The sequence below is a fragment of the Acidovorax sp. genome, from assembly GCF_046339755.1.
In the GTDB taxonomy this organism is placed as follows: domain Bacteria; phylum Pseudomonadota; class Gammaproteobacteria; order Burkholderiales; family Burkholderiaceae_C; genus Acidovorax.
The window spans coordinates 1-18288 of sequence record NZ_JBKDTZ010000403.1; the positions used below are offsets into that span (position 1 = coordinate 1).

Consider the following 18288-nt stretch of genomic DNA (forward strand, 5'->3'; position numbering starts at 1 on the left):
CGCACCGGCCAGATCCCTTCGGGCGAAATCAGCGCCCTGTAAGAACAAGGGCCTTCATAGCAAGGTCCGCCAGTTGCGGGCCTTCCCATGGTGGTGGTGTTTCACGGTCGTGGGCACCGCCACCATGTGGAAGTGTTTCCCCACATCCCAAGCAAAACGGGCTCCCCTATGGGAGCCCGTTTTGCTTGCGCGGGTTTGCCACAATTGGCCGGAATATTTGCAGCCCTGACCGCGCCATGACCCGCACTTCCATTGCCCTGCCCCAGGACGTTTTCCAGATCGGCTCCACGTCGTTCTCGTTCTCCGCAGACTCCAAGGTGATCTTCGAAGACGGCGGCATGCGCTTCGATTTCAAGGCCGAGCCCCAACCAGAGCGTGGCACCTTGGGCCAAGAAGCCCTGCGCGCCTGGGATGGTTCCGCTGCACCGCACCTGTGGTCCAGCGGCTTGTTCCATTTCGATGACCGCGCGGGGGACCCGCACCAGGTGTTCTCCTACCCGCACACCGATCCAGACTCTCCGTTCCACCTCTACGTGCAAGGCGTGGCCTACGGCCTGCGCTTTTTCGGCCAAGTCGAGCTGACCCCGGACCGCATCGCCCTGCACGGCGTGCTGCGCCAGGAGCACCATGACGATATCCAGGGCACACCGCTGCATTTGGTCCGCCACTTTCCCCGCGGCGAAGTGCGACCCAAGCCGCGCCACTTCCACAGCCTGAAAGCCGCACAGGCCGTGCCCGCCGGTACGGTGCGCCACCTGACCCTGCGCCAGCAATGGCGGCCGGAAACGCCCAGGACGGACCGGTTTCCCGAAGAAGTGCTGGCATTCACCGCCATCGAGTCGCTGATCCTGGACTACGCCTCCACGGACCATGCCCGCTTCACGGAACTGCCCGAGGCCATCGGCACGCTGCAGCAGCTGACCCGCCTGGACCTGTCGAACACCAGCGTGCAGCACCTACCCGACGCCATAGGCAAGCTCAGGCAATTGCGCCACTTGGCCATGTCCCCGGGAATGCTCACCAGCGTGTCCGAACGGATCGCCCAGTTGCCCCACCTCGAACGGCTGGACCTGGCCTACAACCAGCTCACCACCCTCCCCGAAGCCATTGGCCACATGCCATCGCTAAAGGCACTGAAGCTCAGCGGCAATGCCTTCACCTCTCTACCTGCCTCGATTGACCGCATCGAGAACCTGCAGGTGGACGTGCGCTACCTGCCGCTGTTCCGCGACATGCGCTACCGCCCGGAAATCGAGGTGGCCACCAGCGCCGAGTCCTTTCTGGCAAGCAGCAGCCCCGCGCATGTGGCCATGCTGCATGCCGGCCTGGCTCGGCACGGCTTGCTGGATCACGAACCTGTGCTGCTGCGCCACACACGCCAGGCGCTGCGCTGGCGCACCACCGAGCCCGATGCGCCGCCGGTGCTGGGCGGCACGCGCTTTGGCGGCGCCCCCGATCTGCCGCCCGGCCTGCCCTACCCCACCACCGACGGCAAGCCTTGGCACTTCTATGCGCAGCTGGACCTGGACGCCCTGGCCGTGCTGCAGTGCTGGCTGCCGCGCACCGGGCGGCTGTACTTCTTTGCCAAGAGCCAGGACCCGTCCGATGGCGTGCGCGTGCTGCACGACACCTCGCCGCGCAGCGCCCTGGTGCCGCACGCCTGGGGGTCGCAGGTCGACTCCGTGGACGATATCGATGTGCCGCGGGCCTACAAAGGCTACCGGGCCGTGGTGGATGCCACCGTGTCGCTGCCCATCCTGTACAACGGCCACGAGCGCTATACGGGGGAGGATGCGGGCCTCATGGAGATCTATCGGGATGATGCACTGAGCGACACCTATGCAGAGTTGGCGGATGAACTCTCGTTCAGCCCGGACAAACTGCATGGCGTGCATCTGCAGAACGCCTTTGTCTTTACCCAGCACGAAAGCCCCGAAGAGCAATCCGTGGCACTGCAGCGCGGCAGCCCCGGCGAGTGGGTGAACCTGCTGCGCCTGGGCTCGGACCAGCACCCGGGTTTCGAGTTCGGGGATGCCGGCACGCTGACCTTCACGATCCACCGCAAGGACCTGGCCCTGGGCGATTTCTCGCGCGTTCTCGCCTTCATCGAAAGCTGAATGCCCTGCGCCGCTCAGGTCGTCGTCTGCACATGCAGGCGGCTCGATTTGCAGCGGTGCAAGGCGTTGTAGTACTCCAGTCGCCGGCCATTGGCGCCGTAGGCGATGGATTCGATGCGCAGCAGCGGCTCCGGGGTCTCCAGCTGCAGCAGCCCACAGGTCTCGGCGTCGGGCAGCACGGCATCGATCCAGCGCTCGGCGCGCACCAGGCGCACGCCGTACTGGCGCCGCAGCACGTCGTACAGCGAGCGGTCGTCCAGGCGCATGCGGTGCAGGCCGGGCGCCAGGTCGGCGGGCACCACGGTTTCCACCAGCAGGCGCAGCTCGCCATCCACACTGCGCAGGCGCTTCAAGGCCACGACCTGGGTGTCGTCGGTGAGGCCCAGCGCGCTGATCTCCTGCGGCGTGGGGTCTCGCAGCTGCTGCGACAGGATCTGGGTGCGCACCGAGCGGCCCTTGCGCTCCATCTCATCGGAGAAGCCGAGCACGGTGGAGACGAAATCCTCGTCGCGCTCGCGCGCCGCCACGAAGGCGCCGCGGCCTTTGATCTTGTAGATCAGGTTGTTGCGCACCAGGTCGGCCAGGGCCTCGCGCACCACGATGCGCGAGATGCCGAACTGCTCCCCGAGTTCGGCCTCGGACGGCAGCTTGGCGCCGATGGCCAGTTCGCCCTGCAGTATTTGCAGGCGCAGGGCGTCGCGGAACTGCGCCCACAGGGGCGATTCGGAGTTGCGGTCGAGCAGGGGCTGGAGTTCGGTCGGTGCATTCACGTCAGGACGGGCTCAGGGCCGGATGGATGGTCAATGGTGCCTGAAAAGCCGGCGCGGCATCGGAATCGGGGGCTGCGGGCGCCAGGCGCACGCCATGGCGCTCGCGCAGTGCGGTGGCGCAATTGTGCAGTTCCAGCCGCGCACGCCCCGCATCCCACCCCAAAGCCTGTGCCGCGAGGCCCGCCATTTCAGCCAGCGCCGCATCCGTGACGAGGCCGCGGATGGCCAACAGCGTGCGCCGGATCACCAGGTCGTCGAGGTGGATCACGCCGGTTTCGGTGCACAGCCAGGCCACCTCGGCCGCCGAGTAGTCGGGCGCATGCTGCAGCGGCACGTCGCCGGCCACCTTGAAATGCTGGGCCATGCGCAAGGCCTGGGAACCGTAGCGCCGCAGCAGTGCCTGGGCACGGGCACGGGCCAGGCCGGAATCCTGGGCGATGCGGTCGATGAAGCGCTCGGTCGCCTGCGCGCCCTGCGGCATGTCGGTGCCGCCGCCAATGGGCAGCTGCCGGGTCGATGCCGCGCGCTCGCGCCCCAGCAGGTGCAGCACCTCGTCGCTGGCTTCCTCGGCCAGTGCGCGGAAGGTGGTCCACTTGCCGCCCACCAGGCCCACGACGGGTATGTCGCGCGACGGGGACGGCGGATCGATCACCACCGAATGGTCGCGCGAGATCTGCCCGGGCTTGTCGGCGTCCGAGCGCGCCAGGGGCCGCACGCCCACATAGGTGTAGACCACGTCGCGGCGGCCGAAGGCCAGGTTGGGGAAGACCTCGCCCAGCCCCTCCAGCAGGTAGTCCACCTCGGCCGGTTCGGTGGCGATCTGGTCGGGGTCGTCCACGGGGATGTCGGTGGAACCCACGAGCACACGGTCCAGGAAGGGGTAGACGATGCACACGCGCCCGTCCAACGCCTCGAAATAGGCCATGCGCCCGCCCAGCGCGTCGCGCAGCAGGGGATGGTCGAGCACCAGGTGCGAGCCCTTGGTGCCCATCACGCGCGGCACCGCGCCGCCCAGCAGTTCGGTGCTGCGGTCCAGCCAGGCACCGCTGGCATTGACCACCGTGTCGGCCGTCACCTGCACCACCTCGCCCGTGACTTCGTCGCGCAGCGTGAGGGTTTTCCCCGCGCAGCCCATCACGCGGCAGTGGTTGCTGGCCGCCGAGCGCGGCTGGTCGCGGCAGGCGTCGCGCACCAGCTCCAGCACCAGCCATTCGGGGTGGCTGATCCAGGCGTCGAAGAAGGTCGCCGTCCAGCGCACGGCCGCGCGGAACAGCAGGCGGTCGGCCGGCTGCACGCGGCTGATGCGGTGGTTGGGCATCACGCGCTGGCGCCGGCCCAAGAGGTAGTACAGGCGCAGGCCCGTGGCCACGGCCAGCAGCCCGCGCGTGCGCTGGGGCGGCGTGCGGCCCAGGAACTTGAGCGCGCTGCTCATCAGCCCGCCGAAGAAGCTCGACAGCGGCACCACGGTCTTGAGCGGCTGCACCAGGTGCGGCGCGTTGCGCAAGAGCAGGTTGCGCTCGCGCGTGGCCTCGGCCACCAGCGAGAAGCTGCCGCTTTCCAGGTAGCGCAGGCCGCCGTGGATCATGCGCGAGGGCGCGCTGCTGGCACCGGCGCTGAAATCACCCTTGTCGACGATGAGGCAGTCCACGCCCTGCAGCGACAGGTCGCGGAACACGCCCACGCCGTTGATGCCGGCGCCCACGATCACCGTGGAGAAATGGCGCCCAGCCACGGCGGCGGGGCGCACGAAAGGCGATGCGGATGTGGTGTTCATTGCAAGGCCTCCACCTGCTGCACAGAAAGAGGCGCGGGCAGGGGCATGGCGGGTGCGGGTGCGCGCTCTGGCGCAGGGCCGGCCAGGTGGCCAAAGACAGGGGACATGGTGGCGATCAGCTCGTTGAAGTCGGCATTGAAATCTGCATGGGCCCTGGCCTGGCCGGCATCGGGTTCGACCGTGTCGCAGGGCGCGTACAAGGCTTCGGCATCGATGCCCTGCGACAGGGCGGCATAGATGGCCGCGCCCCGCGCACCGGTCTCGTCGTCGGCACAGCGCTCCACCGGGTGCCCCAGCAGGCCGGCCAGCAGGCGCACCAGGCGGGTGTCGCTGGCACCGCCGCCCAGCACGGTGGATGCCGACACCGGCAACCCGCCCGACGCCAGCCGGGCGGTGTGGCGCGCATGCAGCGCCGCCACTGCATCGACCACGGCACGCGCCATGTCGCCGCGCGTGTGGTGGCTTTTGAGGCCCACAAAACCCGCAGTGACACCGCCGCCGCCGTTCACGAAGGGCAGAAAGCGCAGGCCCCCGGCACCCAGCGGCACCGACATCGCCAGGTCGACCACCGCACGCGCATCGGGCAGGCCCAGCACGCCGGCCAGCCAGGCGATGTTGGCCATCGACGATGGGCTGTTCTCCATGTACAGGCGCCGATCCTGCGGGCCGAAGTTGACGGTGCCCGCCACATCGGGCCGGGGCTCGAGCACCGGCCCTATCACGGCATTGACGCACCAGGTACCCAGCACCGATACCGCGCGGCCCCGCGCCTCGGCCCGCACCGCCGTCATCGCGGCCAGCAGGTCGATGGCTCCCATGGCCACGGGGATGCCGGCCGGCAGGCCATAGGCCGACACCGCCGACGCTTGCACCGTGCCGATGACCTCGCCACTGCGCACCAGCGGCCCGAAGGCCTGGGGCCCCAGACCCGCAATGCCCGAGGCGGCAAAGGCCAGCGGCGACCAGGTGCCAGTGGCCACGGACAGCAGGCCTGCCGTGCTGGCATCGCTGGCGTCGGTGGCGATCTCGCCGGTGAGCAGAAAGCCCACGTAGTCCTTGGCGAACATCAGCCGCTGCAGGGCGCCGCTGCGCACCGCATCGCTGCCCAGCAGCTCGGCGGCGATCACGGTCGGCTGGCCCGGCCAGGGCTGGCAGCCCACTTCGGCCAGCAATTGCGGCCCCCGGCTGGCTGCCAGCGACTGGGCACGCGCCGCGGCGCGCTGGTCGGTGGATGCCACGGCGCGGCAGCCGGCCAGCTCCTGCTGGGCATCGAGGGCGTACAGCCCGGCGCCATGCCCGGTGCAGCCGATGGCGCGGACATCGTCCACACGGCGGCCCAGCTGGTGGACCACATCGCGCAATACCGCAGCCAGGGCCGCATGGATATTGGCAGCCGCCACCTCGCAGCCGCCGCCGGGAAGGCGGTCATGCTGCAGGGGCATGCGGGACAGGGCCACGGTGCGGCCGCTCGCGGCCTCCAGGGCCAGGGCTTTGAGGCTGCTCGACCCGAGGTCGATGCCGATCAATAGTTGGGTCTTCATGTCATAACAGCTTCCGCCGAACCAGCAGGCATATCCAGTAGTGTTTCCCCTAACTATCTGGCTGCTCGATCCACGTTTACATTCTACCTGTCATAACAACTGTCGTGACAACAAGCACCCCATCCCAGCCCTGGAGAAAGCAGCAGCACATGCTGCACCGTTCAACAAGAGGAGACAAAAATGAGGCGTAATTTCCTGAAGTCCGCAGCAGCCGCCGGCATCGGCTTGGCCGGCACCAGCGCATTCGCACAGCAGCCTGCAGCAACCCCTGCCGCCGCGGGTGGACTGCGTGGCAACCCCAGCGACGTCTATGTGATGAATGTCATGGTCTCGGGTGTGGAGTACTGGTTCCCGGTCTATGAAATGATGAAGCAGCTGGGCCGCACCCTGGGCGTGCGCACCCGCTACACCGGCACGCCAGAGTACGACGTGAACAAGCAGTTGGCCTCGTTCGAGCAGGAGCTGGCACGCAAGCCCGCCGGCATCCTGCTGCACCCGATGAACCCCGACCCCTTCATCGAGCCCATCAACCGCGCCGCGGCCATGGGGATCCCGGTGGTCACCTTCGCGGCCGACTCGCCCAACTCCTAGCGCTCCTCCTTCATCACCTCGGACAATGAGCGCGAAGGCAACCAGGCGGCCGACGCCATCGCCGCGTCGATGAACGGCAAGGGCGAGTTCGCCGTGCTGGAAAACCCCGGCCAGGACAACCACGACCGCCGCATCGCCGCGTTCATCAACCGCATGAAGACCAAGCACCCCGGCATGAAGCTGGTGGGCCGCGCCGCCAGCAACCAGGACCCGAACAAGGCCTACCAGGCCGTGCAGAGCCTGGCGCAGGCCAACCCCAATCTGGGCGCGCTGTTCATGCCCGAGGCCAACTCGGCCCTGGGTGCGGCCCAGGCCAAGGTCGAGACCAAGAAGAACATCAAGGTGATGTGCTGCGACGTGAACGCCAAGATCCTGGACATGATCAAGTCCGGCGATGTGTTCGGTGCCATCAACCCCAACCAGGGCATGCAGGGCTACATGGGCATGATGATGCTGTTCCTGGCCAAGAACCCCGGCCTCATCGACCCGATGAACGACGCCAAGCGCAACGGCACCAACCCCATGGCCGTGCCCTTCCTGGACAACGGCCTGGCCGTGGTCAGCAAGGCCAATGCCGACGACTTCTACTGGGACAAGTACCTCGCGCGCCGCGGCACCAAGGGCATCAGCGAGTGAGCACCACCACCATGGGCGCCCCCCTGCTCGCGTTGCGCGGCATCTGCAAGCGCTTTGGCGCTTCGCATGCGCTCTCGGGCGTGGACTTCTCGCTGCAGGCGGGCGAGATCCACGCCCTGTGCGGCGAGAACGGCGCGGGCAAGTCCACGCTGATGAACATCATCGATGGCATCCACCAGCCGGACGCGGGCGAGATAACGCTCGACGGCCGCGTGGTCACCATCGATGGACCAGCCCAGGCCATGCGCCTGGGTATCGGCCTGGTGCACCAGGCAATCGCCCTGTGCGCCGACGCCACCGTGGCCGAGAACATCTTCATGCCCGAGATCAACGCCGGCCGGCAGGCATGGATGGACTACGCCGGCCTGAACGCGCGCGCCGCCCAGGTGCTCCGGCGCCTGGGCCAGGACATCGACCCCGCGGCCTGCGTGGGCGACCTGCCCATCTCCAGCCAGCAGCTGATCGAGATCGCCAAGGCGCTCACGCTCGACTGCAAGGTGCTGATCCTGGACGAGCCCACCGCCGCGCTCACGGACAACGAGTCGGCCGCCCTCTTCCGGGTGCTGCACGACCTCAAGGACCAGGGCATAGCCATCATCTACATCAGCCACCGCATGGCCGAGATCTTTGCGCACTGCACGCGCGTGACGGTGCTGCGCGATGGCCGCAACGTGCATTCGGGGCCCCTGTCGGAGCTCGATGCCGACGCGCTGGTGCGCCGCATGGTCGGGCGCGACCTGGGCAACTACTACCCGCCCAAGCAGCAGGATGCGGACCGCGGCGGGCCGGTGCTCCAAGTCAGCGGCCTGGCCGATGGCGAACGCGTGCACGGGGTCTCGTTCACCGTGCAGCGCGGCGAGATCCTGGGCATCGCCGGGCTCATGGGCGCCGGGCGCAGCGAACTCGCGCAGACCCTGTGCGGCCTGCGCCCCGCCACCGGCGGCAGCGTGTACCTCAACGGCAAGGCGCTCTCGATCCGCAAGTACAGCGATGCGCTGCGTGCAGGCATCGCCTACCTGAGCGAGGACCGCAAGGCCGCAGGCGTCTACCTGGACCTGCCGATCGCGCAGAACATCGCCTCGATGGCGCTGGCGCGCGTGAGCTCGCGTTTCGGCCTGCTGCAGCGTGCGACCGAGCACCGGCTGGCGCAGGAGCTGGGCGCGCGCCTGAAGCTCAAGTCCGATGGCGTGCAGATCGAGGTGGCCAGCCTCTCGGGCGGCAACCAGCAGAAGGTGGCCATTGCCAAGCTGCTGGCCACCAACCCCGCGGTGCTGCTGATGGACGAACCCACGCGCGGCGTGGACGTGGGCGCCAAGTCGGAGATCCACCACATCCTGCGCGACCTGGCCTGCCAGGGCGTGGGCGTGGTGGTGATCTCTTCGGAGCTGCCCGAGATCATCGGGCTGTGCGACAGGGCCCTGGTGATCCGTGACGGCCGCGTCGCGGGCGAAGTGCAAGGCAAGTACATGACGGAAGAGGCCCTGCTGCGGCTGGCCTCGGGACTGGAATCACGACAAGAGGAAATGGCATGAATCACCCCGCTCAACTGGACGCCGGCTCCGTCGCCGGCCTGCAGCCGCCGCGCGAGGCACCCGGAGGGCCCGGAAAACCCGGGGTCCCCAAACTCACCAGCATGCGCGAGATGGGCCTGCTGGTCATCATCCTCGCGCTGTGCGTGGGCATGAGCTTCGCCTCGCCCTACTTCCTGACCTGGGACAACATCCGCGCCATGCTGCTGTCCTTCTCCATCGAGGGCATCGTGGTCGTGGGCATGACCATCCTGCTGATCGTGGGCGGCATCGACCTGTCGGTGGGCTCGGTGGTGTGCTTTGCCATGGTGGTCACGGGCAAGCTGTTCCTGATGGGCCTGGACCCATGGACGGCCGGGCTCATCGCGATAGCGGCCAGCGCCCTCATCGGCGCCATGATCGGTGGCTGTGTGGTGCGCATCGGGCTGAACCACTTCATCGCCTCGCTGGCCTTCATGGTCATCGTGCGCGGCCTGTGCCTGGCGCTCACACAGGGCACGCCGCAATCGCTGTTCTCGCTGCCGGCCTCGTTCAAGTTCATCGGCCAGGGCAACCTGTTCGGCATCCCTGCGGTGATCCTGATCTTCCTGTCCATCGTGGTGGTCAGCGACTTCGTGCTGCGCCGCGCCAGCCTGCTGCGCCGGGTGTTCTACACCGGCAGCAACGAGAAGGCGGCGCTGTACTCGGGCATCCGCACGGGCCATGTGAAGTTCTGGGTCACGGTGCTGTGCGCGGCCTCGGCCGGCCTGGCGGGCGTGATCTACACCGCGCGCTTCGGCGCGGCCACGCCGACCTTCGGCGTGGGCATGGAGCTCAACGTGATCGCCGCAGCCGTGATCGGCGGTGCCAGCCTCAAGGGCGGCTCGGGCACGGTGCTGGGCGCCGTGCTGGGCCTGGCCCTGCTCTCGGTGGTAACCAGCTCGCTGATCCTGCTGGACGTGTCGCCCTATTGGCAGGACGTGATCAAGGGCCTGATCCTGCTGGCTGCCGTGACCATCGACCACCTCATGAACACCCGAAAGACCAAGCGATGAATGCCGTGATGATGAACCCCGCCATGAAGACCACCACCCTGGGCCCTTCGGGCATCCAGTGCTCGGCCATTGGCCTGGGGACCTGGGCCATGGGCGGCTGGATGTGGGGTGGGCAGGACAGCGCCGCCGCCACCGAGGCCATCCACGCCTCGCTCGACGCCGGGGTGACGCTGATCGACACCGCGCCAGCCTATGGCCTGGGTGCCTCCGAGCAGCTCGTCGGTGCCGCGCTCAAGGGCCGCCGCCATGAGGCAGTGATCGCCACCAAGTGCGGCCTGGTCTGGCACACGCAGCAGGGCACGCACTTCTTCGACGAGGACGGCCACCCCGTGCACCGCCACCTGGGCCGGGCATCGATCTTTCACGAGGCCGAGGAGAGCCTCAAGCGCCTGCAGACCGACTACATCGACCTGTACATCACCCACTGGCAGGACAGCACCACGCCGGTGGAGGAAACCATGGACGCACTGCTCACACTCAAGCGCCAGGGCAAGATCCGCGCCATCGGCGTGAGCAATGTGGACGCGCCGACGCTGGCCGAATACCTGCGCCACGGCCCCGTGGATGCCGCGCAGGAGCGCTACAGCCTGATCGACCGCGAGATCGAGCAGACCCTGCTGCCCCTGTGCGGCCGCAACAAAGTCGCCATCCTGGGCTATTCCTCGCTGGCGCTGGGCCTGCTGGCAGGACCCATCGACCCGTCCCGCGAGTTCACCGGCGATGACCAGCGTGCCAGCAACCCGCGCTTCAGCGCGGCCAACCGCGGCCGGCTGAAGGCCTTCTTCGACGAGCTGGAGCCCCTGCGCCGGCAGTTCGGCTGCTCCTTCGGCCAACTGATGATCGCCTGGACGCTGGCCAGTGGCAGCGTGTCGGTCGCGCTGTGCGGTGCGCGCACGCGGGCGCAGGCCACCGAGAACGCCACCGCAGGGGCACTGGACCTGCCCGAGGAAGCCGTGCAGCGCATCGACGATGCCGCCAGTGCCCATTTGAAGGCCCTGGCCTGACCCGTATCCACCCCTTCTCAACCCAAGGATTTCTTCGTATGTCGAAAGACAAGACCGCACGGCTGAACCGCCTGCTGACCAATGGCCGCTGCCTCGATATCGCGCTCGACCATGGCGTGTGCAACGAACCGAGCTTCCTCAACGGCCTGGAGGACATGCCCCAGGTGATGGACAAGCTCGTGGCCGCCGCGCCCGATGCCATCCAGCTCAACTACGGCCAGGCCGACCTGCTGCAGGACCGCCCGGGCCGCGACAAGCCCGCGCTGGTGATGCGCATCGATATGGGCAACCCCTACAACGCCACGGCCCACCGCGTGATGTGGGCGGTGCTGCAGAACGAGCACGACCCGGTGCTGCCGGCCGTGCAGCGCGACGCCGCCTGCGTGGTGGTCAACCTGTTCATGCTGCCCAATGAACCTGACCTGTTCCGCCAGTGCGTGCAGAACATCGCGCGCGTGCGCGCCGACTGCGACCGCTATGGCATGCCGCTGATGATCGAGCCGCTGGTGATGCGCCCGCACAGCGAGCAGGGCGGCTACATGGTCGATGGGGACGCCCAGAAGATCGTCACCCTGGTGCGCCTGGCGCGTGAGATGGGAGCCGACATCGTGAAGGCCGACCCGACCACCGACCCGGCCGAATTCCACCGCGTGGTGCAGGCCGCGCGCTGCCCGGTGCTGGTGCGCGGCGGCGGCCGCGAAGACCTGCAGCAGGTGTTCGCGCGCTCGCGCGTGCTGCTCGACCAGGGCGCCGTGGGCATGGTCTACGGGCGCAACGTCTACCAGCATGCCAAGCCCTCTGCCGTGGTCGATGCGCTGATGGCCATGATCCACCGCGGCGCCAGCGCCGCGGCCGCGTGGGATATCTACAGCACCGGGACACACGCGTCCTGACGCGAAGAAGAAGGCAAGCCGCTCAGAAGGCTGCGCACTGACGGGCACAGAGAAGGAAAAGAGGGAGTCCAGGAGAAAGAGCCCTGCGGCCGGTGGCGGCGATGCCACCGGCCCGGCGTGCCTGCGCACGCCGGCGCCGGGCTGTCGGAAAGATCGAGGAAGAAGGTCCGCCAAGGACCACACAAACAGGAGACGACGATGAAAATCCGGTATTACCTGATGGCACTGCTGCTGCCGTTCGCCACCTTGCTCACGCATGCGGCGATCACGGGGGTCAACCCCATGACCACGCTCACCACCATGGCGGCTGCGGTCACGCAGGCCGCCGAGGTTCCGCTCCCGCTGCAGGGGCCGGGTCTGGGCAATCTCACCTACACCTCGGCCGAGCTGTTCAAGCCGGTCTCCATGATCACCCGCGCCTCGGGCGACGTGCCGGCCACCTACCCCGGCCGCAAGGACTACGGGCTGAACGTGGGCATCATGCTCAACGGCTATTTCCTGACCTCCTTCGCGCCCGACAGCGGCCTGGGCCCCGGGGGCTTTCTGCTCTACGACGTGTCCAACCCGCGCGCCATCGTGCTGGTCAAGAAGATCTACGAGCCCGAAGGGCGCACCAAGGAGTTCCGCGAGGCACACGCCTTCGGAACGGCCAAGATCGGTGGCAAACAGTACGTGGTGGTGCCCAGCATCAAGGGCATCGAGTTCTGGGACTTCACCGACATCAACAACATCCAGCAGGTCAAGAAGCTCTCGCTGCCGACCGTGAATGGCGGTGACTACACGAATGTGGCCTGGCAGCTGTGGTGGCAGGCGCCCTATGTGTACGTGGCCTCGGCCAACGACGGCGTGTACATCGTGGACGCCACCGACCCGGCCAATGCCGTCATCGCCAACCGCGGCGCAGGCAAGCCCAACCCGGTGCCCACGGGCGAGCTCGGCGGCTTTCGCGTGGGGCCCATCTTCACCATGGGCAACCACATGGTGCTCTCCTCGATGGACAACACCGACGGCTTTGCCAGCCTGGATATCTCCGACCCGCTCAACCCCAAGGTGCTGGACACCGTGGGTTCCAACCCCAACTACTATGCCACCTGCTTCGACGGCCGCAACCTGCACGCATCAGCCCGCGGCGGCGGCGCCAGGATGTACAGCTACGACCTGCTGGACCGCACGCAGTTCGTGGTGGAGGACAACCGCCTGGTCATCGACGAGCAGCTGTACTGCGGCACACAGGACCACTATGTGTTCCAGGGCGCGCAATTCAAAGTGCACAAGGTGGACGTGAGCAACCCGCTCAACCACGTGGAAGTGGGCCAGGGCAGCCTGTTCGCCACCAACGACCCCGAGTACTCGCACTCCGACCACGGCCAGGTGGCGCCCATGGGCAACCTGCTGTTCATCGGCAACGACCATGGCTCGGGCAGCGGCTTCATCGTGCACCAGACGGCGCCCGACACCACGCCGCCGGCCGTCAAGCAGACCTCGCCCGCCAACGGCGCCAAGCAGCAGGCGCTGACCTCGCGCATCGGCGTGGGCCTCACGGACAGCATCCGGCCCGAGAGCGTGAATGCCGCCACCTTCATCGTGCGCCCTGTCAATGGCAATGCGCTGGCCGGCACCTACAGCGTGCAGCTGGGCATCATCAACTTCCACCCCACGCAACCCCTGACGGCCGGCACCAGCTACGAGATCGTGCTCACGGCCGGTGGCGTGAAGGACTATGCGGGCAACGGCATCGCAGCCGAGTACAAGGCGGTGTTCCACACCGGCAACGCCACCGACATCAGCCTGATGAACCACTGGCCGCTGTCGACCACCCTGACCGACGAGATCGGTGCCAACAACGGCACGGCCTCGGCGGCCGACCAGTTCGGCAGCATCGGCCTGAACTTCGCGCAGCGCACGGGCGGCGTGCCGCTCAAGAACGACAGCGTGGCCACGGCCCTGGGCGGCACGGCCTCGCTGGCCTTCTACATGAAGACCACGCAGGCCGGGTCGGCCAACGCCTGGACGGCGCCCGGCCTCTTCGGCCGCGACCAGTCGGGCGGGGCCGACGACGTGTTCTGGGGCTGGATCGACAACACCGGGCGGCTCAATCTCTCGGTGGGCAACGTGGCGGCCGACAACCCCGGCACCCGCTCCACCGCCGCCGTGAACGATGGCAACTGGCACCACGTGGTGATGACGCGCGACGCCGCCTCGGGCGCTCAGACGCTGTACATCGACGGCACCAAGACCAGCTCCACCGGCCTCACGGGCACCAAGGGCCTGTCCAACAAGTTCGCGCTGCTCGGTCAGATACAGGGCAACACCGACTTCTTCCGCGGCAGCCTGGCCGACGTGCGGGTCTACGGGCGCGTGCTCAGCGATGCGGACGTGGCGCAGTTGCGCTCGCAGGCCATCATCGGCGATGCCGGCGTGAGCGGCGGGCCGCAACTGGTGAACGGGCAGTTGAACTTCGCCCCCACCCGTCTGGGCGGCGACACCGGCGTCACCTACCGCTGGAACTTCGGCAACGGCACGCAGACCGCCTTCTCGTCACAGTCCAACACCACCTACAGCTACAACCGCCCCGGCCACTACACGGTGACGCTGACGGTACGCAATGCCGCGGGGCAGGAGACCTTCTACACCTACAACGTCACCGTGACCTTCCCGGTGACGGCCACGGCGCCCACGCACTCGAGCAACATCGTGGGCGATGCCAACAGTGTCTATGCCGTGAACCCCGACAGCGGCACGGTGGCCGCCATCGATGCCCAGTCCCTGACCAAGCGCTGGGAAACCCGTGTGGGCGACGAGCCCAAGACCCTGGCCCGCGCGCCGGACGGCCGCATCTGGGTCACGGTGCAGGGCGAAGACAAGCTCGTGGCGCTGAACCCCACCGACGGCAGCATCTCGGCCACGGTGAACCTGGCCTACGGCAGCGGTCCCTACGGCGTGGCCTTCACGCCCAATGGCAGCAAGGGCCTGCTGACGCTGGAGAGCAAGTCCACGCTGGTCGCCTTCGACCCGGCCAATGGCAGCACCACGGGCACCGTGGCGCTGGAGGGCGATTTGCGCGGCATCGCCGTGGCGGCCGATTCGCAGACGGTCTACGTCACGCGCTTCAAGTCCAAGATGACGGGCGGGCAGTTGCACAAGGTGGGCCTGAGCACCATGGGCCTGCTGTCCACCATCGCCCTGCCGGTGGACACCACCACGATCGACACCGAGAACAGCGCGCGCGGCGTGGCCAACTACCTGAGCCAGGTGGTGATCTCGCCCGATGGCTCGCGCGCGGTGCTGCCGGGCAAGAAGGACAACATCGTGCGTGGCCGTTTCCGCGAGGGGACCGACCTGCTCCACGACCAGACGGTGCGCTCCATCCTCTCGCAGGTGGACCTGTCAGCGGCCATGCACCTGCTGCCCGAGCAGATCGACTTCGACGACCGGGCACCGGCACGCGCCGCCCTGTTTTCGCCTGCGGGCGACTACCTGTTCGTCGCGCAGATGGAGGGCAACAACGTCGCCATCGTCGATGCCTACACCCGCGCCGTGCGCGGCGAGATCAACGCCAGCAGCGCGCCCCACGGCCTGTACCTGGACGCTGCACGCAAGCGGCTGTTCGTGAACAACTTCCTGGCGCGCTCGGTCACCGTGCACGACGTGGCCGACGTGCTGGCCTCGCGCAGCGCGGCGGCGGTGTTCCTGCAGAACGTGGCCACCGTGGCGCAGGAGCCCCTGGCTGCCTCGGCGCTGCGCGGCAAGCTGGTGTTCTACAACGCGGCCGACCGGCGCATGAGCAAGGACAACTACATGTCCTGCGCGAGCTGCCACGCCGATGGCGGCGACGACGGCATGGTCTGGGACTTCACCCAGCGCGGCGAGGGCCTGCGCCGAACCATCAGCCTGCAGGGCCGGCGAGGCACCGGCCACGGCAAACTGCACTGGAGCGCCAACTTCGACGAGGTGCAGGACTTCGAGAACGACATGCGCAGCGCCTTCGGCGGCACCGGCTTCCTGAGCGATGCGGACTTTGCTGCCACCAGCGACCCGCTGGGCGCCCCCAAGGCCGGCCGCAATGCGCAGCTCGACGACCTGGCGGCTTATCTCGCCTCGCTGAACAAGTACCTGCGCAGCCCGGCGCGCGCGGCCGAGGGCAGCCTCACGGGGGAGGCCGCGCGCGGCCAGGCCCTGTTCGCCAACGCCAACTGCGCCAGCTGCCATGCGGGCGGCACCTTCCAGGACGGCCTCCGGCACGACGTGGGCAGCATCCAGGCATCATCGGGCAAGGGCGCCAACCAGCCACTGGCTGGCGTGGGCTTCGACACGCCCACCCTGCTGGGCAGTTGGGCCGCCAAGTCCTACCTGCACAACGGCCAGAAAGCCAGCGTGGCGGACGTGCTCGCCGGCGGCCACGGCAACGTGGCCGGCCTGCCTGCGGCCGACCGGCTGGCCCTGGCCGACTACGTGCGCTCGCTGGACACGGCGGCCGAGTACACCACGCGCCTGCGCTCCAGCCACAGCAGCCTGTGCGTGAACATCCGCGGGGCCTCGGCCGCCAGCGGCGCGGTCGCGATCCAGTGGCCCTGCGGCACGGCCAACAACGAGACCTTCACGGTGCGCAATCTCGCGGGGGGCTATGTGCAGCTGGTGGCCAAGCACAGCAACCTGTGCCTGGCGCAGGACAGTGCGGCCACCAGCGGTGCGGGCGTAGTGCAACTGGCCTGCACGGTGGGCAACACAGCGCAGTGGACGCTGGCGGGATCGACGCTGCGCAACCGAGCCTCGGGCGCCTGCCTCGACGTGCCCAACAACTCGACCACGCAGGACATCCCCCTGCTCACCTGGACCTGCAACGGCGGCAACAACCAGAACTGGACGCAGTTGCCCTGAGCGCCTGACGGCGCTCTTCCAAAAGCCCGCGGCTGCATATGCAGCGCGGGCTTTTTTACGCCCATTACTGTTTTCAAAACTGGAACAGTCAGTTCGCGACTAAGTGGTTTTTCCCTGAACGCATGCGGCGTACAGTTCAACCCATCGATGAGCCGAACCCGCATGGCGACTCACCGAACCCGGTTCAGGAATGGTTTCTGGGCCGGTTTTTCGAGACGCTTTTTTGATTCCGAGGATTTCATCATGAACACCACCGCACGCTTCCTCTCCATCGCCGCCGTTGCCGCGCTCGCGTCGTTCGGCGCCCACGCCGACGAGGCCGATGGCTCGCAATTCGCCCTCAAGTTCGAGACCAACCGAACCCGCGCCGAAGTGGCCGCCGAAGCCGCCGTGACGGCCCGCACCCACAGCATCGAGCCTGCTGGCTCCCGCGTCGTGACCCACCAATCGACGGCCGACCGCGCCGCCGTGCGAGCCGAGGCTGCCAAGGCCCTGCGCACCGGCCAGCTCTCGTCGGGCGAAAAGGGTTACCTGTGATCCGCGCCGCCAAGTCCCCCGTTTTCTGAACATTGACTGGAGTTCCACCATGAACAACACCGCCCGTTTCCTCTCTGTCGCAGCCCTGGCCGCCTTCGCCTCTTTCGGCGCCCATGCCGATGAAGCCGACAGCTCGCAGTTCGCCCTGAAGTTCGAGACCAACCGGACCCGCGCCGAAGTGGCCGCCGAAGCCGCCGTGGAAGCCCGCACGCACAGCATCGAGCCCGCCGGCTCCCGCGTGCTGAGCTACCAATCGACCGCCGACCGCGCCGCCGTGCGTGCCGCCGCCGCCGAAGCCGTGCGCACCGGCCAGATCCCTTCGGGCGAGATCGGCGTGCTGTAAGCAGCACCCGTGCAAGGCTACAGACCGCAACTGCAGTCAGCATGCAAAAGGCCGGAGCCCCGCAAGGGCCCCGGCCTTTTTCGTGGCTCGTGACTGTTTGCTTATTGCAGCACGGTCACGCCGGTCTTGGCCTGCAGGGCCTCGAACGTCACGCCAGGGGCCAGCTCGATGAGCTTGAGGCCCTCGGTCGTCACGTCCAGCACGGCCAGGTCGGTGATGATGCGGTCGACCACGCCCACGCCCGTGAGGGGCAGCGTGCACTGGGGCAGGATCTTGAGGTCTTCGGTGCCGTCCTTCTTCTTGGCCACATGCTCCATGAGCACGATCACGCGCTTGACGCCGGCCACCAGGTCCATGGCGCCGCCCATGCCCTTGACCATCTTGCCCGGGATCATCCAGTTGGCCAGGTCACCCTTTTCGCTGACCTGCATGGCACCCAGGATGGACAGGTTGATCTTGCCGCCGCGGATCATGGCGAACGATTGGTCGCTGCCGAAGATGGACGAGCCCTTGATCGGGGTCACGGTCTGCGTGCCGGCGTTGATCAGGTCGGCGTCCACCTCGTCTTCGTACGGGAAAGGGCCGATGCCCAGCATGCCGTTTTCGCTTTGCAGCCAGACCTCGATGTGGTCGGGCACGTG

Annotated in this window: 12 protein-coding genes and 1 pseudogene; 9 read left to right on the plus strand and 4 right to left on the minus strand. The window is 67.8% G+C overall.

Annotated features, from left to right (window positions below; genetic code table 11):
- Positions 1 to 236 precede the first annotated feature (236 nt).
- Entirely contained in the window at positions 237 to 2117 is a 1881-nt protein-coding gene (locus tag ACK59X_RS34405) for a DUF1963 domain-containing protein (protein ID WP_409963979.1), read from the plus strand.
- Between the two features lie 14 nt (positions 2118 to 2131).
- Here the strand turns inward: ACK59X_RS34405 and ACK59X_RS34410 are convergent, their stop codons facing one another.
- From ACK59X_RS34410 to ACK59X_RS34420, 3 genes are read right to left on the minus strand one after another with little or no spacing between them, the layout of a single operon-like run.
- The gene (locus tag ACK59X_RS34410; protein WP_228896140.1) at positions 2132 to 2887 is read right to left on the minus strand and encodes a GntR family transcriptional regulator; all 756 of its coding nucleotides are present in this window, start codon (positions 2885 to 2887) and stop codon (positions 2132 to 2134) included.
- 1 nt (position 2888) lies between these two features.
- Positions 2889 to 4661 carry a glycerol-3-phosphate dehydrogenase/oxidase gene (locus ACK59X_RS34415; protein WP_409963980.1) on the minus strand — a complete coding sequence of 591 codons (1773 nt, stop codon included), beginning with the start codon at positions 4659 to 4661 and terminating at the stop codon, positions 2889 to 2891.
- Positions 4658 to 6202, minus strand: coding sequence for an FGGY family carbohydrate kinase (locus tag ACK59X_RS34420; protein WP_409963982.1), 1545 nt, complete (start codon positions 6200 to 6202; stop codon positions 4658 to 4660). Before ACK59X_RS34420 ends, ACK59X_RS34415 begins: the two co-directional genes overlap by 4 nt.
- Positions 6203 to 6382: 180 nt before the next feature.
- Here ACK59X_RS34420 and ACK59X_RS34425 point away from each other — a divergent pair.
- From ACK59X_RS34425 to ACK59X_RS34460, 8 genes and pseudogenes are all read left to right on the plus strand, one after another.
- Positions 6383 to 7429: pseudogene (locus ACK59X_RS34425) on the plus strand (substrate-binding domain-containing protein).
- 11 nt (positions 7430 to 7440) lie between these two features.
- The gene (locus ACK59X_RS34430) at positions 7441 to 8961 is read left to right on the plus strand and encodes a sugar ABC transporter ATP-binding protein (RefSeq protein WP_409963998.1); all 1521 of its coding nucleotides are present in this window, start codon (positions 7441 to 7443) and stop codon (positions 8959 to 8961) included.
- Positions 8958 to 9992, plus strand: a complete 1035-nt coding sequence (locus ACK59X_RS34435; protein ID WP_409963984.1) for an ABC transporter permease — start codon at positions 8958 to 8960, stop codon at positions 9990 to 9992. The genes ACK59X_RS34430 and ACK59X_RS34435 overlap by 4 nt, the downstream gene beginning before the upstream one ends.
- On the plus strand, positions 9989 to 10996 hold the full coding sequence (locus ACK59X_RS34440) for an aldo/keto reductase (RefSeq protein ID WP_409963986.1): 1008 nt from the start codon (positions 9989 to 9991) through the stop codon (positions 10994 to 10996). The genes ACK59X_RS34435 and ACK59X_RS34440 overlap by 4 nt, the downstream gene beginning before the upstream one ends.
- A gap of 38 nt (positions 10997 to 11034) precedes the next feature.
- Positions 11035 to 11889, plus strand: coding sequence for a class I fructose-bisphosphate aldolase (locus tag ACK59X_RS34445; RefSeq protein ID WP_409963988.1), 855 nt, complete (start codon positions 11035 to 11037; stop codon positions 11887 to 11889).
- Between the two features lie 198 nt (positions 11890 to 12087).
- Positions 12088 to 16767, plus strand: a complete 4680-nt coding sequence (locus tag ACK59X_RS34450) for an Ig-like domain-containing protein (RefSeq protein ID WP_409963990.1) — start codon at positions 12088 to 12090, stop codon at positions 16765 to 16767.
- A gap of 243 nt (positions 16768 to 17010) precedes the next feature.
- Complete coding sequence (locus ACK59X_RS34455) at positions 17011 to 17304, plus strand: DUF4148 domain-containing protein (RefSeq protein WP_409963992.1); 294 nt, start codon at positions 17011 to 17013, stop codon at positions 17302 to 17304.
- Between the two features lie 49 nt (positions 17305 to 17353).
- Positions 17354 to 17647, plus strand: a complete 294-nt coding sequence (locus tag ACK59X_RS34460; protein WP_409963994.1) for a DUF4148 domain-containing protein — start codon at positions 17354 to 17356, stop codon at positions 17645 to 17647.
- Positions 17648 to 17748: 101 nt separating this feature from the next.
- Here ACK59X_RS34460 and ACK59X_RS34465 read toward each other — a convergent pair.
- Positions 17749 to 18288, minus strand: a 540-nt coding sequence (locus tag ACK59X_RS34465; protein ID WP_409963996.1) for a 3-oxoacid CoA-transferase subunit B, incomplete at its 5' end; no start/stop codon positions are given.